This is a genomic window from Pseudooceanicola marinus, from assembly GCF_002786295.1.
Classification (GTDB): Bacteria; Pseudomonadota; Alphaproteobacteria; order Rhodobacterales; family Rhodobacteraceae; genus Pseudooceanicola; species Pseudooceanicola marinus.
Genome location: NZ_PGTC01000009.1, coordinates 193564 through 215122, shown reverse-complemented (window position 1 = coordinate 215122; position 21559 = coordinate 193564). Strand labels below are relative to the sequence as shown.

The following is a 21559-nucleotide window of genomic DNA, read 5'->3' as shown; positions in this document are numbered from 1 at the left end:
CGCTCCTGCTTCATCCACCGTCCTGCGGGGGGTCCATGAACTATTCCGAGAACATCGCCAGCGCCCCGGTCTCCGTCGATCCGATCCTGCGGCTCGACGGCATCACCAAGACCTTCCCCGGCGTGCGCGCCCTGGGGGACGTCGAACTGGCGCTTTACCCCGGCCAGGTGACCGCCCTGGTGGGCGAGAACGGCGCGGGCAAGTCGACGCTGGTGAAAATCCTGACCGGCATTTACCAGCCCGACGCCGGCACGATCACCGTCGACGGGCAGCCGACCCGCTTTCCCACCGCCACCGCCGCCGCGGAGGCGGGCGTGACGGCGATCCACCAGGAAACCGTGCTGTTTGACGAGCTGACGGTGGCCGAGAACATCTTCCTGGGCCATGCGCCCCGGGGCCGGTTCGGCCTGATCGACTGGGCCGCGATGAACGAGAACGCGCAGAAGATCCTGACCCGCATCGGCGCGCAGATCGACCCGAAGACGGTGCTCCGCGAGCTTGGCATCGCGTCGAAGCACCTTGTTGCCATCGCCCGCGCCCTGTCGGTCGATGCCCGCGTCGTCGTCATGGATGAACCCACCGCCTCGCTCTCTGCCGCCGAGATCGAGGAGCTCTACGAGCTGGTCGACCGGCTGAAGGCCGAGGGCAAGGCGATCCTGTTCATTTCCCACAAGTTCGACGAGATTTTCCGCATCGCCGACCGCTACACCGTCTTCCGTGATGGCGAGATGGTGGATGCCGGGCTGATCGCCGAAGTGACCGAGAACCAGCTGGTGGAGAAGATGGTCGGCCGCGCCGTCGACACAATCTTCCCCGAGCGCCACAGCACCCCGGGCGAGGAGGTGCTGACCGTCTCCGGCTATTCCCACCCGACCGAATTCGCCGACATCGGCTTCACCCTGCGCCGGGGCGAGATCCTGGGCTTCTACGGGCTGGTCGGCGCCGGGCGGTCCGAGTTCATGCAGGCGCTGTTCGGGGTGACGAAGCCCTCGAAGGGGGCCTGCCGCATCGACCGGCATATCGCCGTGATCCGCTCCCCCGCCGAGGCCATCGCGCGCGGCATCGTCTATGTCCCCGAGGACCGGGGCGCGCAGGGGGCGGTGACGGCCATGCCGATCTTCCAGAACGTCACCCTGCCCTCGCTGAAGACCACCTCGAAAGAGGGCTTCACCCGCATGGCCGAGGAATTCGCCCTGGCCCGCAGCTATACCGAACGGCTGGACCTGCGCGCCGCCTCGCTCGACCAGAACGTGGGCGAACTGTCGGGCGGCAACCAGCAGAAGGTGGTGATCGCCAAGTGGCTGGCCACCAAGCCCAAGGTCATCATCTTGGACGAGCCCACCAAGGGCATCGACGTGGGGTCCAAGGCGGCGGTGCATGAGTTCATGGCCGAACTGGCCGCCGAAGGCCTGTCGGTCATCATGGTCAGCTCGGAGATCCCCGAGATCCTGGGCATGTCCGACCGGGTGATCGTGATGCGCGAGGGGCGCATCGAGGCGGAATACGACCGCGAGGGGCTGACGCCCGAAAAACTGGTGCGCGCCGCGGCCGGTTACGACGGAGGGGAGGCGGCATGATCCGCGACTTCATCAAATCGCGCGAGGCGATCCTGGTCGCCGCGCTCATCGCCCTGGTGCTGGTGGTGGAAAGCCGGTTTTCCGGCTTTGCCGCGCCGGGCAACCTAGCCTCGGTGTTCAACGACACCTCGATCCTGATCATCCTGGCGCTTGGCCAGACGCTGGTGATCCTGACGCGCTGCATCGACCTGTCGCTGGCGTCGAACCTGGCGCTGACCGGGATGGTCACGGCGATGATCAACGCCGCCATGCCGGGCGTGCCGGTGGCCGCCCTGATCGCCATCGCCATCGCGCTCGGCGTCATCATGGGCATGTTCAACGGCATCCTGGTGTGGAAACTGGACATCCCGCCCATCGTGGTGACCCTGGGCACGCTGACCATCTACCGCGGGCTGATCTTCCTGATCTCGGGCGGCGAATGGGTCAACAGCCACGAGATGGGCGCGGCCTACAAGGCGGTGCCGCGCTTCGAGCTGTTGGGTCTGCCGGTACTGTCGTGGATCGCCATCGCCGTCATCGCGGGCTTTGCCGTGCTGGTGAACCGCTCGGCCCTGGGCCGCGCCTTCTACGCCGTGGGCGGCAACCCCCATGCCGCCGTCTACACCGGCATCGACGTGGGCAAGACCCGCTTTGCGGCCTTCACCATCGCCGGCGGTCTGGCCGGGCTTTGCGGCTATCTCTGGGTGTCGCGCTACGCCGTGGCCTATGTGGATGTCGCCGGCGGGTTCGAGCTCGACGTGGTGGCGGCCTGCGTCATCGGCGGCATCTCCATCGCCGGGGGCCTTGGCACGGTGACCGGCGCGGTGCTGGGGGCGCTTTTCCTCGGCACGATCAAGAACGCCCTGCCCGTCGCCGGCATCTCGCCCTTCTGGCAACTCGCCATCTCGGGCGCTGCGATCATCATCGCCGTGGCCTTCAACGCCCAAAGCAACCGCAAGCAGGGCCGTATCATCCTGAAATCCGCGGAGCATGCGCAATGAGCCTGGCCGAAGACACCCGCAGCCGCAGCCTGCCCGACCGCTTGCACGGGCGCGGCACCCGTATCCTGAAAAGCTGGGAGCTGCTGCTCTTCGGGATCGCCGTGCTGATCTTTGTCGCCAACACCCAGGCCAGCCCCTATTTCCTCGATCCCTGGAACCTGTCGGACGCCACCTTCAACTTCACCGAAAAGGCGATGATCGGCTTCGCCATGGCGCTGCTGATCATCTCGGGCGAGATCGACCTGAGCGTGGCGGGCATCATCGCCCTGGCTTCCACCGCCATGGGCTGGGCCCTGCAATTCGGGGTGGGCACGCCCGGCCTCGTGGCCATCGGCCTGGCCGTCGGCCTGCTCTGCGGGGCGTTCAACGGCGTGCTGGTCACCCGGCTGGGCCTGCCGTCGATCGTCGTGACCATCGGCACCATGAGCCTCTTTCGCGGCATCAGCTACATCGTGCTGGGCGACCAGGCCTTCAACGGCTACCCCGACAGCTTCGCCTGGTTCGGGCGCGGCTACGTTTTCTGGGTGATCTCCTTCGAACTGACACTGTTCGCGATCTTCGCCGCGATCTACGCCCTGGTGCTGCACAAGACGAACTTCGGCCGGCACGTCTACACCATCGGCAACAACCCGACGGCCGCACGGTTTTCCGGCATCCGGGTGGAGCGGGTAAAGATGATCCTCTTCCTTCTGACCGGCCTGATGTCCGGTATCGCCGCGATCTGCCTGACCGCCCGGCTCGGCTCCACCCGCCCCTCCATCGCCTACGCCTGGGAACTGGAAGTGGTGACCATGGTCGTCCTGGGCGGCGTGTCGATCCTGGGCGGTTCCGGCTCCATTCTGGGCGTGGTCATCGCGGCACTGGTCATGGGCATGGTCACCTTTGGCCTGGGCCTGCTGAACGTGCCGGGCATCGTCATGTCGATCTTCATCGGCGCGCTGCTGATCGGGGTGATCGCCATCCCGCGGCTGGTCGCGAAACTGCGGAGGGCGTGATGGAGAAGATCGCCTTTCGCATGACTCTGCGGCCCGGCATGGCCGCGGAATACCAGCGCCGCCATGACGAGATATGGCCAGACCTGGTGGCGCTGCTGCGCGACGCCGGGGTGCAGGATTACTCGATCCACCTCGACCCGGAGACAGACGCGCTTTTCGCCGTGCTCTGGCGGGCCGAGGGGCATGGCATGGACGACCTGCCCGACCATCCGGTTATGCAGAAGTGGTGGGTCTACATGGGCGACATCATGGAAACGAACTCCGACAACTCGCCGAAGTCGGTGGACCTGCGGACGGTCTTTCACCTGCCATGACCGAGCTGCGCCACATCGCCGTCCTCGACGTGGGCAAGACCAACGCCAAGCTGGCGCTCGTCGATGCCGCCAGCCTGCGCGAAATCGCCGTCGAGACCCGGCCCAACAGCGTGCGACCGGGGCCGCCCTGGCCGCATTTCGACCTCGACGGGCACTGGGCCTTCTTCCTCGACGGGCTGGCCCGTTTCCACGCCGCCCATGGCATCGACGCCATCTCGGTCACGACCCACGGCGCCTCGGCGGTGCTGCTGGATGCCAATGGCGATCTGGCGGCGCCCATGCTGGATTACGAACACGACGGCCCGGACAGCCTGCGCACCGACTATGACGCGCTGCGCCCCGATTTCGTCGAGACCGGATCGCCCCGGCTGCCGGCGGGGCTGAACCTCGGTGCGCAGCTGCACTGGATGCTGCGCAGCGACCCGGGGCTGGACGCGCGGCTGGCCCATGTCGTCACCTATCCGCAGTACTGGGGCTTCCGCCTGACCGGCGCGCTGGCCAGCGACGTGACCTCTCTGGGCTGCCACACCGACCTCTGGGATCCCTGGCGCGCGCAGCCCTCGGCCCTGGTGGACCGGCTCGGCCTGACGGGCCGACTGGCCCCGCCGAAACGCGCGACCGAGATCCTGGGGACCGTCACGCCCGAGGTGGCAGGCCAGACCGGGCTTTCGACCGCGACGCCGGTGGTGACGGGCATCCACGACAGCAACGCCTCGCTCTACCCGCATATCCTGTCGGAAACGCCGCCCTTCTCCGTCGTCTCGACAGGCACCTGGGTCGTCGCCATGGCCGTCGGCGGAGCCCCCGTCACGCTGGACCCCTCGCGCGACACGCTGGTCAACGTGAACGCCCTGGGGGCGCCCGTGCCCTCCGCCCGCTTCATGGGGGGACGGGAATACGAGATCATCCGCGATGGCTGCGAGGCCGTGCCGACCGACGACGACCGGCGCGCCGTGCTGCGCCGTGGCCTTCGGCTGTTGCCGGGGATCGAGCGTGGCTCGGGACCCTTCGCCGGACGGGCGGGCGGCTGGGAGGGCACACCTGCGACGGCGGGAGAGAAGATGCTTGCGCTGTCTTGGTACCTCGCCTTGATGACCGACACCTGCCTGGGCCTTGCTGGCGCTGCGGGGCCGGTCATAATAGAGGGGCCCTTCGCACGCAATGCCGATTACCTCGACATGCTGGCGGCGCTGCGGCCCGAGGGCGTTCGCGCGATGACCTCGGCCACCGGCACCAGCATCGGGGCCGCCCTGCTCTTCGCCGAGGGCCGCGGGGCCACCGGCGGCGATACTGTGCCCCTGTCCAACGCCGACGCCTTGCAAGGCTATGCAGCGGAGTGGCGGCGCGCGCTTGACCAGAGCGCGGGCGGGCCCGGGTGACGACAGCAGGATAGCGCGGCCCTTGCGCCTGCACCCCCTGCGGAGAGCAGAGAGCCGAGCATACCCTCCGGCACACCAGGCGCGGGACCGCTCCCCTGTCCTCGGTGCTTGCCCATGGGGCCTGCCACCGCTAAACCCCGGCGAAACCGGCGGAGGCTTTCCATGAACATTCTCATCCTCGGCGGCGGTGGCCGCGAACATGCGCTGGCCTGGGCCGTGCTGCAGAACCCGAAATGCGACAAGCTGATCGTGGCGCCGGGCAACGCCGGGATCGCGAACATCGCGGAATGCGCCGACCTCGACATCCTGAACGGTGGCGCGGTGACCGAGTTCGTCCAGGACAACGCCATCGACTTCGTCATCATCGGCCCCGAGGCGCCCCTGGCCGCCGGCGTGGCCGACCGCCTGCGCGAGGCGGGCGTGCTGGTCTTCGGCCCCAGCCAGGCCGCGGCGCAGCTGGAGGCCTCCAAGGGGTTCACCAAGGCGGTCTGCGACGCCGCCGGCGCGCCGACGGCCGCCTACGCCCGTTTCGATGACGCCGAGGCCGCTAAGGACTACATCCGCCAGCAGGGCGCGCCCATCGTGGTCAAGGCCGACGGGCTGGCCGCCGGCAAGGGCGTGATCGTCGCCATGACCGAGGCCGAGGCCCTGGCCGCCATCGACGACATGTTCGGCGGCGAGTTCGGTGCCGCGGGCGCCGAGGTGGTGATCGAGGAGTTCATGGAGGGCGAAGAGGCCTCCTACTTCATCCTCTGCGACGGCGAGGATGCCCTGCCGATCGGCACCGCCCAGGACCACAAGCGCGTGGGCGAAGGCGACGAGGGCCCCAACACCGGCGGCATGGGCGCCTATTCCCCCGCCCCCGTGCTGACCGACGCCATCGCCGAGCGCGCCATGGAAGAGATCATCCGCCCGACCCTGGCCGAAATGGCGAAGCGCGGCACGCCCTACCAGGGCGTCCTCTATGCCGGGTTCATGATCAAGGACGGCCAGGCCCGGCTGGTGGAATACAACTGCCGCTTCGGCGATCCGGAATGCCAGGTGCTGATGATGCGCCTGGGCGGGCAGGCGCTGGACCTGATGCAGGCCGCCGCCGAAGGCCGCCTGCCGGAGGCCAAGGTCAACTGGGCCGACGACCATGCCATGACCGTGGTCATGGCCGCCAAGGGCTATCCCGGCGCCTACAAGAAGGGCACCGAGATCAAGGGGCTGGAGGCCCTGCCCGAGACCGCGTCGCAATACTGCTTCCACGCCGGCACCCGGAGCGACGGCGGCCGCGTGCTGGCCAATGGCGGACGTGTCCTGAACCTGACGGCGCGCGGTGCCACCCTGGCCGAGGCGCGGGATCGGGCCTATGCGATGGCCGATGCCCTGGACTGGCCCGACGGCTTCCTGCGGCGCGACATCGGCTGGCGCATCCTGGACTGACCCCCCGATCAGGGGAGAGTCGTCGGCGCGCGCTACGGCGCGCAGCGCCCAAATACCCTTATTTTCAAGGCGCAATTGCGGCAACTTCATGGCATTTTCGCCGGAGTGTAGCAGCCGCGACGCGCTTTTGCGACCGCCCTCCGGGCACGGGCGAGTTTTCTTGCGCGACTCACCCTTTAGGCTACCCTTCGGCCGCATGATCGCTGCTGCCACGCCTCCAGAGGACCAGACGCATGTGTTTCGCCCAGCCAAGCTGCGGAGAACGCAAAGCTGGACGCTGCGCGGGGACAGGCTGACCGGACCGGGCGGCTCGGTCGCGCTGCGCAGCGTGCAGCACCTGACGCTGGTGCAGATGCGCAGCGGTGGAATGCGGATGATGCGCTTCGATCTGGAAACCGGAAGCCAGATCGCACGATTGCAGATCACGACCTCGGCCCGCCGGCGACAGGAGGATCCCGACCACACCGCCTTCCTGGCCCTGCTGTCAGAGATTTCCGAACGGCTGGCCGAGGTACGGCCCGGGCTGACCTACCGCATGGAGGAAACCGGGCGGGCCCGGCTGGCTTTCTTCCTGATCGGTACGGCAGCCCTGCTGGTCGGCGTGGCCCTGACGCTGCTTCTGGGGGTCGGCTTCCAGCATCAACCCCGGATCTTCCTGATGGCGCTGCCGGGACTTCTGTCGATCAAGGTCGCGGGGGCCGTCGCCGCATGGCGGTTCTGGCCATTCCGGCAGCCGGAGGAATACCCTATCGCCACCCTGCCCTTCATTCTGTGGACACTGGGCGGGCCACGCCCGGCGCGCCTGCCCGAGGGGCGTGACCTGCCGGAGGCCTTCGGCAAGTCGGGCTAGGCCCGGCCGGCGTCAGTCACAGGCCACGAGGGCCGCATCCAGGCTGTCCGGCCCCAGATAGGGACCGAGGGGGCGGCGGGTGATCTGCCCTGTTTTCGTCAGGCGCAGGGCCAGTATCGACTGCCAGTCCGCGTCGGCCAGGATCATCTCGGGGCCCGTGCCGCAGTCCCGCAGGCCCCCGGGGATATACGCCCAGCCGATACGATGATTGCTGACGCCCGGGGCCTGCGCGACCTCGTCCAGCGTCCGGGAGGTCGGGTCGTATCGCCAGATCCGCAGCGTCTTGGCGAGATGCGGGCGGTCGACATAGGCGATCTCGACACGGCCATCCCCGTCCAGATCCGCGGCACCCAGCGGGGCCAGCCAGCGGAAGGCTTGCCCGATGGCGGGTGTTGCGGTGATCCGTCCTTCAGCCGCCCAGACGGCCAGCCGCGCGCCGCGGCTCCGGTGGCTTTCCACCACGATCACCTCCGGCGCGCCGTCACCATCCAGGTCCGCCAGCCGTGGTGCCACATCTTCAAAGACCAGCGAGGGATCGAGGGTGAAGCGACGGATCACCCCGTTGGAGAGCGTCAGCTCAAGGGTGCCATGCTCGATCTCATCCCCCAGAACCCCGTGCGCGTAGCGCGTGGTGGGGTCCAAGTAGCGGGCCGAAAGGACTTGCGACACCTCCTGCGCGGGCAGGTCCGGCGCGGTCCACAGCAGCGCGGCGGCCAGAGACAGCAGCGCGGCGTGTCGCCCGCCCCTGCCCCGGCGCCACGCGCGGGCCATCAGATCTGCCGCTCGGGCATGGTGACCACCAGCCCGTCCAGCGCCTCGGTCACCTTGATCTGGCAGGTCAGGCGCGAGCGGAGGGGATCGGGCTCATAGGCGAAATCCAGCATGTCCTCTTCCATCTCATCACGCTCGGGCAGCTTTTCGACCCAGTCGGCGGAAACATAGACATGGCAGGTGGAACAGGCACAGGCGCCGCCGCAATCGGCCTCGATCCCGGGCACGCCATTGTCGCGGGCGCCTTCCATCACGGTCAGCCCCGGCTTCACCTCGACCACATGCTCGGTCCCGTCGTGTTCGATATAGGTGATCTTTGCCATTGCCGCGTCTCTCCTGTTCTGAGGGCCGGCCTCGCGCGCGGCAACGCCTGCGCTGGCGGCCCGGACATCGTCCCCGTGTCCTAGCCGCGAGTTCCGTTCCAGACCAGCCTTTTTCCCAAGCCGGGACAGGTGCCACGCGATCGGGCCGGGGCGCGCGCCCGCCTGCGACCAACAGGCAGGCTTCCGGGGGGGCGGCAAAGCGACTAGGATGCCGCGAAAGAGGCAAAGCAGCAGACCCCGATAGGCATGACAAAGCCAGGCCGCGACCTTGCGACACCGCCCCCCGGGGCCCGCCCGGCGGCGCGCCTGCGCGCGGCCGTGACGCGCGGCTGCGCCGCCCTGACGCTGACGGCGCTGGCGACGGCCTGTCAGCCCGTGCTGCCCGAGTTCCCCACCCTCGGCACGCCGGAGATCACCCGCATCTACGACCGACCGCCCCCCGGATCGGACCCAAGCGACTGCTGGGGCAAGGAGGTGCAGCCGGCGGTGGTGGAAACCGTGACACGCCAGATCATGCTGCAACCGGCCCAGGTCCACAGCGACGGACGGGTCGAGCAGCCAGCGGTCTACAAGACCGAAACCCGGCAGGAGATCGTCCGCGAGCGGCGCGAGATCTGGTTCCGCGTCCCCTGCGACGAAGCCATGACGCCCGCCTTCATCGCCTCGGTGCAGCGCGCCCTGGCCGTGCGCGGCCACTACAACGGCCCGGTCAACGGCGAGATGTCGTCGCGCACCCGCCGCGCCATCCGAGCCTACCAGGCGCCCCAGGGCCTGGACAGCGGGATCCTGTCCCTGGCTGCCGCCCGCCAGCTGGGACTGGCGGAACTGGAGATCGCGCCGGAGGACTGAGCCACCCTGGGCGGACATGCAAAAGGGGCGCCCGAAGGCGCCCCTTTGTCTTCTCCTAGGTCCGGAAGACCTGCGATCAGTCCTCAGACAGCGGCAGCGCGACGAAGCGCGGATCGCCCTGGCGACGGATCAGAAGCAGGATGGATTTCCGCCCCGCCTCCTCGGCGACAGAGATCTGCTCTTCCAGTTCGGCCACGGTGGAGATCTTCTGCTGGCCCGCGTCGGTGATCAGGTCACCCGCGCGCACGCCCTTCTCATAGGCCTCGGCCATCTCGTCGACGTCGGTCACCACCAGGCCATCAATGTCCTGGCCCAGGTCGAGCTGCTGACGCAGGTCGGGGGTCAGTTCGGACAGGGACATCCCCATCAGGTCGAGGACCTGCGGCTGTGTTTCGTCCTGGAGCTCGGCCTCTGGCATGGTGCCTTCAGAGGTCTCGCGACGGCCCAGGGTGACGCGCAGCGTTTCCGTATCGCCATTGCGCCAGACGGTGACGCGGACGGTCTTGCCGACCTCGGTGTTGCCCACCTGGCGCACCAGGGCGCGGGTATCCTCGACCTCGACCCCGTCGAAGACGGTGATCACGTCACCCGACTCCATGCCGGCATCCATCGCGGGACCTTCGGGCACGTCGGTGACCATCGCACCGGAGGCCTCTTCCAGACCCATGGCCTCGGCCATGTCGGGGGTCACGTCCTGAATGCGCACGCCCAGCCAGCCACGACGGGTCTCGCCATACTGCTGCAGCTGGCCGACCACGCGGTTCACGACGTTCGACGCCATGGAGAAGCCGATGCCGATCGAACCACCGTTGGGCGACAGGATCGCGGTGTTCACGCCGATCACCTCGCCGTCGGTGTTGAACAGCGGCCCGCCGGAGTTGCCGCGGTTGATGGCGGCGTCGGTCTGGATGTAATCATCATAGGTGCCCGACAGTGCCCGGTTGCGCGCCGACACGATGCCCGCGGAAACCGAGAAGCCCTGCCCCAGCGGGTTGCCCATGGCCACGACCCAGTCGCCGACGCGGGCAGTGTCGCTGTCGCCGAAGCTGACGAAGGGCAGCGGCTGATCCGCCTCGACCTTCAGCAGCGCGATGTCGGTCTTCGGATCGGTGCCCACCAGTTCCGCGTCGATCACGTCGCCGTCGAAGAACTCGATCTGGATCTCGTCGGCGTTTTCGATGACGTGGTTGTTGGTGACGATATAGCCGTCTTCCGAGATCACGAACCCGGAGCCAAGCGCCTGGCTGCGACGCGGACGCGGCTCGCCGCCATCACCGCCGTTGCGATCCTGGAATTCACGGAAGAAATCCTCGAAGGGGGAGCCCTCGGGGACGATCGGCGACGGGCCGGTGCCCGCGGTCACGGTGGTGGAGGTGGTGATGTTCACCACGGCCGGGCTGATCTTTTCCGCCAGGTCGGCGAAGCTCTCGGGCAGCGCGCGGGCCGAGATGGCCTGTGCCAGCAGCAGCGCGACCGCCAGAAGACCCATCCACATGGCGCGCGCGGAGCGCACCGACAGGGTCCGAGCCTCTGCCATGGCGCCTCGATCCATCGGGGATCGCAGGGCCTGTGCCTGTCTCATCATTCCCAATTCTCCTTCTTCTTGCTGAAGATGCCTCGGAGGCGCCCGGGGGAGCCGCCGTGTTCCTTGTTTCTAATGTAGGCCTGCCGCGCCGCAACACAAAGACTATCGCGCCCCGTCAACAGGGTGTGAAAGCCGGGTGAAAGCGCGCGGGGCCGCAACCACGTCCCGGGGCCGCAGGAGTCACCGGGACAAAACGCATGACTTTTCAATATATTGAACCCCGCTTTCCGGGTTTCAAGGGGCGTCTGGACTGTCCCCTGGTGCCGCTCTTGGCAAATCACGTCACGCCCCGAGGGCATGTGCAAGCCAAAGCAGCGCCAGCCCCGCGACCAGCGCCAGGGCGCCGACGCGGCGCCGGTCCGCCTCGGCCAGGGTCGCCATGAAGGCCAGCAGGCGCTCCACGAAAGAAGGGGCCAGCACCCAGGCCAGCCCCTCCAGGAGAAACACCAGACCAAGGGCAAGACAGCCCGTGGCAAGCGCCTCGATGATCATTCGGTCGCGCTGTCGTCCAGCGGCATGGTCGAGGCGTTGCCCGCCCCGCCCGCATTGCCGGCCTCGGGCGCCTCGGCACCCTCATCAGCGGTCTGCCCGGAAGGCTCCGAACCCGCGTCCGAGGACGTCGCGCCGTCCTCGTTGGCCGAACCCTCGTCGGAGGCGGCTGCCTCCGTGGCCGGGGCCGGCGACAGCGCCACCCCGGAGGGATTGTTGGACTTCAGGTAGCTGAAGAACTCGCTGTCCGGGGACATGATCATCGTAGAGGTATTGCCCGACAGGGCCGCGCGGTAGGCATCCAGCGAGCGGTAGAACTCGAAGAACTCCTCGTCGGCGCCATAGGCCTCGGCGAAGACCGCGTTGCGGCGCGCATCGGCCTGACCACGGATGATGTCGGCCTCACGCTGTGCCTCGGACACGACCTCGACCCGCTGGCGGTCTGCCCCGGCGCGGATCTCCTGTGCGCGTTCGTTACCGCGGGCGATCTGGTCGGCCGCCTCACGCTCCCGCTCGGCGCGCATCCGGGCGAAGGTGGCGTCGAGGTTCTCGGCCGGCAGGTCGGTCCGCTTCAGGCGCACGTCGATGATCTCCAAGCCCAGCGACTGCGCCTCGTCGAAGGCACCGTCACGGATCCGCGCCATGAGCGCGGCCCGGTCGGCCGACAGGATCTCGTCCGAACGGACCGAACCGAGGATCTCCCGGGTCTGCGACCGCAGGATCGAGTCGATCCGCGACTCCGCCGCAGCGATGCCCCCCACACCGTTGGCGCGGCGGAACTGGCGCACATCGGTGATCCGATAACGGGCGAAGGCATCCACCACCAGGCGGCGGTCGTCCAGCGGGGTCACTTCCAGCGGGTCGATATCGCGCGACAGGATACGGTCGTCATAGGTCACGACCTCCTGGATCAGCGGGATCTTGAAGGCGAGACCGGGCTCTTCCTTCACATCCACAACGCGCCCGAATTGCAGAACAAGGGCGTTCTCGCGCTCATCGACGATGAACAGCGAGGAGAAGCCCAGAAGGCCAATGACCACCACCAGGGGCAGAAGGATCGTTGTCTTTTTCATGATCTCGCTCCCTTACTGGTTCGACTGGCCGGCAGAACCGGGCGCAAGCTGGTTCAGCGGCAGGTAGGGCAGCACGCCCGAACCGGCTTCGCCGTCGACGATCACCTTGTTCACATCGCCCAGCACCTCTTCCATGGCTTCGAGGTACAGACGCTTGCGCGTCACCTCGGGGGCCTTGCGGTACTCATCCAGAACGGCGGAGAACCGGCTGGCCTGACCTTCGGCCTCGTTGACGACCTGGGCGCGATAGCCTTCGGCCTCCTGACGCAGCTGCGCCGCCTGACCACGGGCCTCGGCGGTGACGCGGTTGGCATAGGCATCGGCCTCGTTGGTCAGCCGTTCACGCTGCTGCTCGGCGGCCTGCACTTCGCGAAAGGCATCGATCACCTCCGACGGCGGGTCGGCCTTGTCGAAGTTGACGCGGATCACGTTCATGCCGGCCCCATAGCTGTCCAGCGTCGACTGGATCAGATCCTGAAGCCGCGAGGCGATGGCCCCACGATCCCGGTTGAGGATCGGCGACAGCTCGGACTGCGCGATGATCTCGCGCATGGCGGATTCGGACACGGCAGAGATCGTCATCTGCGGATCGCGCAGGTTGAACAGGAACTGCGCCGGATCGGTGATGTTCCACACGACCTGGAAGTCGATGTCGACGATGTTCTCGTCCCCGGTCAGCATCAGGCCCGCCTGTGCGCCACGACCACCGACGCCCACGTCGACGATGCGTTCGCGGGTCACCGCGATCACCTCGTGCGTGACCAGCGGCCAGGGGGCGAAGTTCAGGCCCGGCTGGCCGGTCGAGGAATACTCGCCCAGGAACAGCTCGACCGATTGTTCGTCCGGCCGCACGGTGTAGACGCTGGCGAAGAGCCAGCCGATAAAGGCCAGGATCAGGCCCAGGCCCACCATGGAGCGCGAGACCAGGGGACCACCGCCCCCCATGCCGCCACCGCCGCCGGACTGGCCGCCGCCGTTGCCACGACCGCCCATCAGGACGCGCAGCTGGTCCTGGCCCTTGCGGACCAGTTCATCGATATCCGGAATATTCGGCTTGTCATCCCGACCGCCGCCGCCCTGGCCACCATTCTGGCCACCGCGGTTGCCGCCATTGCCTCCCGAGGGCGGTGTGGGTCGGCCGCCGCCGCCGCCGCCCCAGGGGCCGCCATTCTCTCCAGCCATTGTCTCCCCTTCTCAGTCAATATGCTTTGCCCCTAGCTGTGCAGCCGAGGCGTGAATTTCAAGTTTTCGCGACCACTTGCCGCCCTCAGCTCAGGGTACGGACCGGGTTGCGCATGGTCACCATCTCTTCCGCCGCGGTCGGGTGCACCGCCACGGTCCGGTCGAAATCCTCCTTCGTGGCCCCCATCTTTACGGCGATGCCGGCCATCTGGATCATCTCGCCTGCCGAGGGGCCGACGATGTGACAGCCCAGAACGGTGCGGCTGTGGGCGCCCACGATCAGCTTCATCAGGATCTTCTGCGCCGCGCCGCCGGCGAAGCTCTGCTGCATCGGCTTGAAGGACGTGGCATAGATTTCCAGCGGTTCCTTTACCGTATCCCGCGCCTCTTCCTCGGAAAGGCCGATGGTGCCCATTTCGGGCTGGGTGAAGATTGCCGTGGGGATCAACTCGTGATCCGGCTTCGTCGGGTTGCCCTTGAACACCGTCTCGACGAAGGCCATGCCTTCGCGGATCGCGACGGGGGTCAACTGCACCCGGTCGGTCACGTCGCCGATGGCCCAGATCGAGGGCACGCCGGTGTGGCTGAATTCATCCACCACGACCTCGCCCTTCTTGCCCAGCGTCACGCCCGCCTCTTCCAGGCCCAGCCCTTCGGTGTTGGGCGCGCGCCCGGTGGCGAAGAGTACCTGGTCGAAGGTGGCCGTGCCGCCCAGAGTGTCGTGCACCAGGATACCGTCGTCAGTCTTCTCCAGCTTCTCGACGTCGATGCCGGTCTTCAGGTCGATGCCGGCGATCTTCATCTCGTCCGCGATCAGGGTCCGGGCTTCCTCGTCGAAGCCGCGCAGCACCTGCAGGCCACGGTAGTACTGGGTCACATGGCTGCCCAGCCCGTTGAGAACACCGGCGAATTCACAGCCGATATAGCCACCGCCGACGATCAGGATCCGCTTGGGCAGCTCATCCACATGGAAGATGTCGTTCGACGTGATGCCCAACTCGGCGCCCGGGATCTCTGGCTTCACCGGGCGGCCGCCGGTGGCGATCAGGATGGTCTTGGCGCTCTTGGTGGTGCCGTCGGCCAGGCGCACGGTATGGGCGTCGGCCAAGGTCGCGCGCTGGTCGAACTTGTCGACGCCGGAGCCATCCAGCAGCTTCTGGTAGATGCCTTCCAGGCGGTCCAGCTCGGCCTCCAGCTTGGGCTTGAAGACGCCCCAGTCAAAGCCGTTCTCGGTGATGTCCCAGCCATAGGCCTGAGCCTCGGCAGCCATGGTGCCGTAGCCGCTGGCAAAGACCATCAGCTTCTTCGGCACGCAGCCCCGGATCACGCAGGTGCCGCCGTAGCGGCTTTCCTCGGCGATGGCGACCTTGGCGCCCGCTTCGCCGGCGGCCACGCGGGCCGCGCGCACGCCGCCCGATCCGGCGCCGATCACGAAGAGGTCATAGTCGAAGGTCGAAGGGGTATCGGATGCCATGGGCCGTTGTCCTTGCGTTGTACCGCGCGCCCCTGGCGGCCGGGGGAGGACAGCCGAACCCGGGGCGCGGCGGACCGGGCGGCCCGCTGCGGCTGGGAAATGTCAGTCGGAGAGATCCTTGAAAAGGTTGTCCTCTTCCACGAAGTCGAGGCGCGTGTCCTCGGTGGTACCATTGTTGATATCGCGGGTCTCGATCCGGCCGTCGCCGTGGCCGATCACCACCGTATCGCAGATATCGATGAAAAGGCCATTTTCAACCACGCCCGGGACCTGATTCAGCACCAGCGCCAGCTCGCGCGGGTTGCCGATGCGGTTCAGGTGAAGATCGAGGATGTGGTTGCCCTCGTCGGAGATGAAGGGCGCGTCGCCCTGCATCCGCAGGGTCACGTCACGGCCCAGCACATCCATCGAGATCAGCATCTCTTCCACCAGCGCCTGGGTGGTGCGCCAGCCGAAGCGGATCACCTCGATCGGCAGGGGGAAGGCGCCCAGCGTCTCCACCTCCTTGGCGGCATCGGCGATGACCACCATGCGGTCGCTGGCCGTGGCCACGACCTTTTCCTGCAGATGCGCGCCGCCGCCGCCCTTGATCAGGTTCAGGTCGCCGTCGATCTCGTCGGCGCCGTCGATGGTCAGGTCCAGCCACTTCGCCTCTTCCAGCGACACCACCTTGATGCCGAGGCTGCGGGCCAGGTCCGCGGTGCGGGTCGAGGTGGGCACGCCGGTGATCTTCAGTCCTTCCTTGCGCACCCGTTCGCCCAGGCATTTCACCATCCAGGCGGCCGTGCTGCCGGTGCCCAGGCCGACACGCATGCCGTCCTCGACGAAATCGGTGGCCCTCTTCGCGGCCACGAACTTGGCCTTGTCGATGGGGGAAAGCTCTCCGCTCATCCTGCGTCTCCCGCTGTTTGTCCCGCTTATAGGAAGTTGGGGGCGCGGATGCGAGGGGGGATTCGGCCCCGCGAGCGAGGAAAACGGCCCGCCGCGCGCCTATCGCGCCGCGGCGGGCTTCGGCGGTTTCGCGACGTCAGCCGTCGGGCAGCGCCTTGGCGCGGTCACGCAGCTGGAACTTCTGGATCTTGCCGGTCGAGGTCTTGGGCAGCGGGCCGAAGACCACCGTCTTGGGCGCCTTGAAATGCGCCATGTGATCGCGGCAATAGGCGATGATGTCGGCGGCATCGACCTCAAGGCTCGGCTTCAGGTCGACGAAGGCGCAGGGGGTCTCGCCCCACTTCGCGTCCGGCCGGGCGACCACCGCCGCCTCCAGCACCGCGGGGTGACGATAGAGCACCTCCTCGATCTCCACCGATGAGATGTTTTCGCCGCCCGAGATGATGATGTCCTTCAGCCGGTCCTTCAGTTCCACATAGCCGTCGGGGTGCATCACCCCCAGGTCGCCGGTGGCGAACCAGCCGCCGCGGAAGGCCTCGGCCGTGGCCTTGGGGTTCTTCAGGTAGCCGCGCATCACGATGTGGCCCTTCAGGAAGATCTCCCCGATGGTCTGGCCGTCCTGGGGCACCGGTGCCAGGCTTTCGGGATCGGCCACCATGATCTCGTTCAGGGCGATGTTGCCCACCCCCTGGCGCGCCTTCATCTTCGCCCGCTGCTCGGGCGGCAGGCTGTCCCATTCACCTTTCCAAGCGCAGATCAGGGCGGGGCCGTAGACCTCGGTCAGACCATAGACATGGGTGACCTCCACGCCCATGGCCTCCATCGCCTGGATCACGGCGGCGGGCGGCGAGGCGCCTGCGGTCATCACCTTCACCTCGTGGTCGAACTGCTTCAGCTCCGGGTTCTGGGCCAGCATGTTCAGCACGATGGGCGCGCCGCAGAAATGGGTGACTTTCTCCTGCGCGATCAGCTCGAAGATCGGCTCGGCCCGGACATGGCGCAGGCAGACCGAAGTGCCGGCATTGGCCGCCATCGCCCAGGGGAAGCACCAGCCGTTGCAGTGGAACATCGGCAACGTCCAGAGGTAGACCGAATGGGTCGGCATGTCCCAGGAATGGATCTGTGCCAGGGCGTTCAGATGCGCGCCGCGATGGTGATAGACGACGCCCTTGGGGTTGCCCGTGGTGCCGGAGGTGTAGTTCAGCGTGATCGCATCCCATTCGTCGCCCGGCGGCGACCAGGCGAAGGAGGGATCCCCCTCGGTCAGCAGGGCCTCATAGGTCAGCGCGCCGATGGGATCGGCCGGGCCATGCACCGGGTCCTCGATGTCGACGATCAGCAGGTCGCTGCGATGGCACATCGCCACCGCCTCTGCCGCGACGGGCGCGAACTCGGGATCGACCATCAGCACCTTCGCCTCGCCGTGGTCAAGGATGAAGGCGATGGCCTCGGCGTCCAGCCGGGTGTTTATGGCGTTCAGCACGGCCCCGATCATCGGCACGCCGAAGTGGGCCTCGAACAGCTCGGGGATATTGGCGGCGATCACCGCGACCGTGTCGCCGCGCCCCAGGCCGCGACCGGCCAGGGCGGATCCGAGGCGGCGGCAGCGGGCATAGGTTTCGGCCCAGTCCTGGCGGCGGTCGCCGTGCACCAGCGCGATGCGGTCGGGATAGACCCGCGCGCTGCGGTCCAGGAAGGTGATCGGGGTCAGCGGGGCATGGTTCGCCGCGCAAGCGTCCAGATCCACGTCGAAAATCGTGTTCATGTTCTCCTCCGGTGCCTGCCCCTCTCCACCGGCGCCGGGTGGCGCATCGGCCCCGGGGCAGACCTCTCAGCCGATATAGCCAGACAGAGGCCGCCCTTGCCAACAGGTTAGCGTCGAAACCGGCGACGGATCGCGGAGGGAGACACCGGCAGGCCTGGCCGCCCTACCCCTTCAGGCTCTCGCCCGGGCGCTCAGGCGGGCAGCGGCCCAGCAAAAATGTTATCCAAATTACAAAATGTAAGAAAACTTACATATGCAGCTGTCATGAGGGGCGGCGGGTGCAGTTGCACCGACCCATTTCTGTCTGCCAGTCAAACTCAGGGACATCTTCATGCCTCTCTCTCCCCTTCCCCTTTCGCGCCGCGCCGGTCTGACGACCGGGCTGCGCGCCGCGCTTCTGGGTGGTGTCGCGACCCTCGGCCTGCTGGCCGCCCCCGCCGCCCTGCAGGCGCAGGACGCCACCCCCGCCGGCACCGTCCGCGTGCTGACGATGAACACCTGGGGCGATCAGTTCCGCAACAACCTGGACGCCATCGCGCCGCTGTTCATCAATGGCGACTATGACGTGATCGCCTTCCAGGAGCTGCGCAACGACACCTACCTGGCTGGCCTGCAGCAGATCCTGCGCGACGCAGGCCTGGGCGAATACGAATACATCCGCCAGGGTGACAGCGGTGTGCTCAGCCGGATCGGCGGCGACTTCGACACCAACACACTGGGCGATGCGGTAGCCTACCAGCACGCCGAGCTGGGCAATGGCGCGCCCGAGACCGTCATCGGCTCGCTGCACCTCGACTACCGCGACCCCTCGGCCACCCGCCTGAAGGAGGCGCATGGCATCACCGAATGGGCCCTGTCGACGAACCGCCCCGTGATCCTGACCGGCGACTGGAACGCCGGTGACGTCTCCGAACGCGGCCTTCACCGCGCCTCGCAGCAGAAGCTGATCCTGCAGAACTACCTGCGCACGGGCAACAGCTTCTACGGGACCCTGCTGGAGGAATACGCCGTCGACCCCGACGCCATCGCCGACTTCATCGACGCCCATGACGGCGAAAATCTCAGCCTCGACCAGATCCCCGACGATCTGTTCGCGGATGAGATGTACCCGGTGGAAAACAACACCCCGGTGACGATGAACTATCTGAAGCGGAACTTCATCCTGCTGCAGACCGAGGCCGAGCGAGAGCATTTCGCCCCGCATGAGCTGGGCGATGGCTCCGTATCCTGGCCCTCGGCCGAGGAGGACGGCACCAACACCTGGCCCAGCTGGGACCGCGTGCGCATCGACCACTTCATCGCCTCGCGCCCCTTCGGCAAATGGTTCGTCATCACCGATGACCCCGCCGACGCCTACACCGGCACCCTGGACCAGACCGACGTCCTGCCCGATGGCACCGCCTTCACCGATCATGAGGTCGTGGCGCATGACTTCCGCTGGATCGGCCCGAAGCTGGAGCATGAGAACGCCGGCACCGTGGACGAACGCACCCGCCTGGTCTGGAGCGACGAGGCCACCACCTTCGCCAAGGGCAACGAGTTCTTCCTGACCCGCAACAACATGCGGACCGATGTCTACCTGGGCCAGATCGCCGACGACAACGGCAATCCGATCCTGACCGGCCTGACCGAGGCCGAGAAGAAAACCCTGCTGGACTGCACCAGCGACGACCCGCGCCTGGCCCAGGCCATCGTGGACTACTGCATCGACGATCACAGCTTCATCGACGAGACGCTGGTGACCTCGGGCGGGACCGTCCTGGTCGAGGAAGACGCGGCCCTGGGCGGCAGCGACGCGACCCTGCGCCTGTCGAACGGCGGCCTGGCCGTGCGCGGCACCGCCATGCAGAGCCTGTCGCGCGACGTGTCTCTGGAAGGCACCGGCGGCTGGATCGAGATCCGCGATGCCGAGGCCGCGGTCGATGCCGAGGGTGAGGTCACCGGCACCGGCGCGCTGGCCAAGCGCGGCGCGGGCACCCTGATCCTGTCGGGCGACAACAGCTACACCGGCGCCACCGATGTCGAGGCCGGCACGCTGGTCGTCAACGGCTCCACCGCCAGCTCCGCCCTGACCAACGTCATGAACGGCGCACACCTGGGCGGCAACGGCACCACCGGGTCGGTCTCCGTCCTGTCGGGCGGCACCTTTGGCGCGGGTAACAGCATCGGCGCACTGACCGTCGATGGCGATCTGAGCTTCGCCAGCGGCTCCACCTTCGAGGTGGAGACGGACGAGGACGGCAATGCCGACACGGTTGCGGTGACAGGCCAGGTCGACATCCTGGGCGGCACCGCCCTGGTGATCGGTGAGGGCCTGAACTACGCGCCCGAACTGTCGATGCAGATCCTGACCGCCGATGGCGGGCTGACGGGCACCTTCGATCAGGTCAATTCCACCCTGGCCTTCCTCGATGCCGATCTCGCCTACGGCAGCAACGCCCTGACCCTGCAACTGGCGCGCAACGATACCGCCTTCGACAGCGTGGCCGACACGGCCAACGGGCGCGCCGCCGCTGGCGGGATCGAGAGCCTGGGCTTTGGCAACGCGCTCTACAACAGCGTGGTGATGCTGGGCGAGGCCAATGCCTCCGCCGCCTTCAACAGCCTCTCGGGGGAGCTTTACGCCGCCTCCGCCGGGGCCCTGGCAGGGCAAAGCGCCCTGGTCGGCGGCATCGCCGGCACGCAGCTGGACGCCGCGCTGGACCTGGCACCGGGCACCACCGGTTTCTGGCTGAAGGGCTACGGCGAGGATGCCGAGGTTGACGGCACCGGCGACCTGCGCGACCTGGACCGCAGCGCCACCGGCACCCTTCTGGGCGTCAACGGCATGCTGGAAAACGGCCTGACCCTGGGCGTGATGGCCGGGTTCGGCAGTTCCGAGGCCAGCCTCGATGGTCTGGCTGGCAAGGCCGACAGCGACGACACCCACTTCGGCCTCGTGGCAGGTCAGCGGTTCGGCCAGACGGCTCTGACCGGCGGCCTGCTCTACACCCGCAGCGACGTGTCGGTCTGGCGCGGCGCGGATTACGCGGGCACGACCGAGGTCCTGCGCGGCGGCTACACGGCCGACACCACCCAGGTCTTCGCCGAGCTGTCCCAAGAGCTGGAGCTGGGCGGCACCCGCCTGACCCCCTTCGCCGGCCTGTCGCATATCGAGGTCGACGGCGGCACCGGCGCCGAGACGGGTGGCGACGCGGCCCTGGTCCTGCGGGGCATCGACGCCTCCGCCACCCTGGCTGAGCTGGGTCTGCGCGCCGAGCATGCGCTGGATCAGGGCACCACGCTGGGCGGTGAACTGTCCTGGCGCCACGTCATGGACGGTGAAACTGGCAGCGCCGACATGGCCTTCGCCGGGGGCGACACCTTCCACGTGGACGGCACCGACCTGGCCGAGGACGTCGTGACCCTGGGCCTGAGCGCGGCCATCGCGATCAGCGACACCGCCAGCCTGTCGGTCGGCTACCAGGGCCGCTTCGGCGACCAGGGCAGCGCCAACGCGGTGACCGCCGGGGTCGGCCTGCGCTTCTGACGCGCTCCTCCCCCTGAACAACCGGGCCGCGGTGGCAACGCCGCGGCCTTTTGTTGCAAGATCGAACCGCGCCCCTTTACACAGGCGGGGCGCAGCGCGGGCAAA

The 21559-nt window shown here is 67.7% G+C and carries 18 protein-coding genes; 9 read left to right on the top strand and 9 right to left on the bottom strand.

Annotated elements, in window-relative coordinates; genetic code table 11:
* Positions 1-35: 35 nt before the first annotated feature.
* From CVM50_RS02250 to CVM50_RS02220, 7 genes are all read left to right on the top strand, one after another.
* On the top strand, positions 36-1577 hold the full coding sequence (locus CVM50_RS02250) for a sugar ABC transporter ATP-binding protein (RefSeq protein WP_085886319.1): 1542 nt from the start codon (positions 36-38) through the stop codon (positions 1575-1577).
* The gene (locus CVM50_RS02245; RefSeq protein ID WP_085886320.1) at positions 1574-2557 is read left to right on the top strand and encodes an ABC transporter permease; all 984 of its coding nucleotides are present in this window, start codon (positions 1574-1576) and stop codon (positions 2555-2557) included. The genes CVM50_RS02250 and CVM50_RS02245 overlap by 4 nt, the downstream gene beginning before the upstream one ends.
* Positions 2554-3552, top strand: a complete 999-nt coding sequence (locus tag CVM50_RS02240; protein WP_100148417.1) for an ABC transporter permease — start codon at positions 2554-2556, stop codon at positions 3550-3552. The genes CVM50_RS02245 and CVM50_RS02240 overlap by 4 nt, the downstream gene beginning before the upstream one ends.
* Entirely contained in the window at positions 3552-3866 is a 315-nt protein-coding gene (gene rhaM, locus CVM50_RS02235) for an L-rhamnose mutarotase (RefSeq protein ID WP_100148416.1), read from the top strand. Before CVM50_RS02240 ends, rhaM begins: the two co-directional genes overlap by 1 nt.
* Positions 3863-5245 (top strand): FGGY-family carbohydrate kinase, encoded by a 1383-nt coding sequence (locus CVM50_RS02230; protein ID WP_085886322.1) that lies wholly within the window; start codon positions 3863-3865, stop codon positions 5243-5245. Before rhaM ends, CVM50_RS02230 begins: the two co-directional genes overlap by 4 nt.
* Positions 5246-5407: 162 nt before the next feature.
* Complete coding sequence (gene purD, locus CVM50_RS02225) at positions 5408-6673, top strand: phosphoribosylamine--glycine ligase (protein ID WP_085886323.1); 1266 nt, start codon at positions 5408-5410, stop codon at positions 6671-6673.
* Positions 6674-6908: 235 nt separating this feature from the next.
* The gene (locus CVM50_RS02220) at positions 6909-7523 is read left to right on the top strand and encodes a hypothetical protein (protein ID WP_085886324.1); all 615 of its coding nucleotides are present in this window, start codon (positions 6909-6911) and stop codon (positions 7521-7523) included.
* A 12-nt stretch (positions 7524-7535) separates the two neighbouring features.
* Here CVM50_RS02220 and CVM50_RS02215 read toward each other — a convergent pair whose 3' ends face one another.
* Together CVM50_RS02215 and CVM50_RS02210 are read right to left on the bottom strand one after the other, a co-directional pair.
* The gene (locus CVM50_RS02215; RefSeq protein ID WP_143515549.1) at positions 7536-8294 is read right to left on the bottom strand and encodes an FG-GAP repeat domain-containing protein; all 759 of its coding nucleotides are present in this window, start codon (positions 8292-8294) and stop codon (positions 7536-7538) included.
* The gene (locus CVM50_RS02210) at positions 8294-8617 is read right to left on the bottom strand and encodes a 2Fe-2S iron-sulfur cluster-binding protein (protein ID WP_085886325.1); all 324 of its coding nucleotides are present in this window, start codon (positions 8615-8617) and stop codon (positions 8294-8296) included. Before CVM50_RS02210 ends, CVM50_RS02215 begins: the two co-directional genes overlap by 1 nt.
* 246 nt (positions 8618-8863) lie before the next feature.
* On the opposite strand from CVM50_RS02210, the gene CVM50_RS02205 reads away from it, so the two are divergent.
* A complete protein-coding gene (locus CVM50_RS02205) occupies positions 8864-9466 on the top strand; it encodes a peptidoglycan-binding domain-containing protein (RefSeq protein ID WP_143515550.1) in 603 nt (200 codons plus the stop codon).
* A 76-nt stretch (positions 9467-9542) separates the two neighbouring features.
* Here CVM50_RS02205 and CVM50_RS02200 read toward each other — a convergent pair whose 3' ends face one another.
* From CVM50_RS02200 to CVM50_RS02170, 7 genes are all read right to left on the bottom strand, one after another.
* The gene (locus tag CVM50_RS02200) at positions 9543-11003 is read right to left on the bottom strand and encodes a Do family serine endopeptidase (RefSeq protein ID WP_408634044.1); all 1461 of its coding nucleotides are present in this window, start codon (positions 11001-11003) and stop codon (positions 9543-9545) included.
* A gap of 330 nt (positions 11004-11333) precedes the next feature.
* Positions 11334-11543 (bottom strand): DUF2065 family protein, encoded by a 210-nt coding sequence (locus CVM50_RS02195; RefSeq protein WP_085886326.1) that lies wholly within the window; start codon positions 11541-11543, stop codon positions 11334-11336.
* Positions 11540-12613: a protease modulator HflC gene (gene hflC, locus CVM50_RS02190; protein ID WP_085886327.1), complete on the bottom strand. Its 1074-nt coding sequence runs from the start codon at positions 12611-12613 to the stop codon at positions 11540-11542. Before hflC ends, CVM50_RS02195 begins: the two co-directional genes overlap by 4 nt.
* Before the next feature lie 12 nt (positions 12614-12625).
* A complete protein-coding gene (hflK, locus tag CVM50_RS02185) occupies positions 12626-13795 on the bottom strand; it encodes an FtsH protease activity modulator HflK (RefSeq protein ID WP_085886328.1) in 1170 nt (389 codons plus the stop codon).
* A gap of 85 nt (positions 13796-13880) precedes the next feature.
* On the bottom strand, positions 13881-15269 hold the full coding sequence (gor, locus tag CVM50_RS02180) for a glutathione-disulfide reductase (RefSeq protein ID WP_085886329.1): 1389 nt from the start codon (positions 15267-15269) through the stop codon (positions 13881-13883).
* Positions 15270-15371: 102 nt separating this feature from the next.
* Positions 15372-16160 (bottom strand): ribose-5-phosphate isomerase RpiA, encoded by a 789-nt coding sequence (gene rpiA / locus CVM50_RS02175; protein WP_085886330.1) that lies wholly within the window; start codon positions 16158-16160, stop codon positions 15372-15374.
* Positions 16161-16296: 136 nt separating this feature from the next.
* Positions 16297-17925 (bottom strand): acyl-CoA synthetase, encoded by a 1629-nt coding sequence (locus CVM50_RS02170; protein ID WP_085886331.1) that lies wholly within the window; start codon positions 17923-17925, stop codon positions 16297-16299.
* A gap of 331 nt (positions 17926-18256) precedes the next feature.
* On the opposite strand from CVM50_RS02170, the gene CVM50_RS02165 reads away from it, so the two are divergent.
* Complete coding sequence (locus CVM50_RS02165; RefSeq protein WP_085886332.1) at positions 18257-21454, top strand: autotransporter domain-containing protein; 3198 nt, start codon at positions 18257-18259, stop codon at positions 21452-21454.
* The last annotated feature ends 105 nt before the right edge of the window (positions 21455-21559 follow it).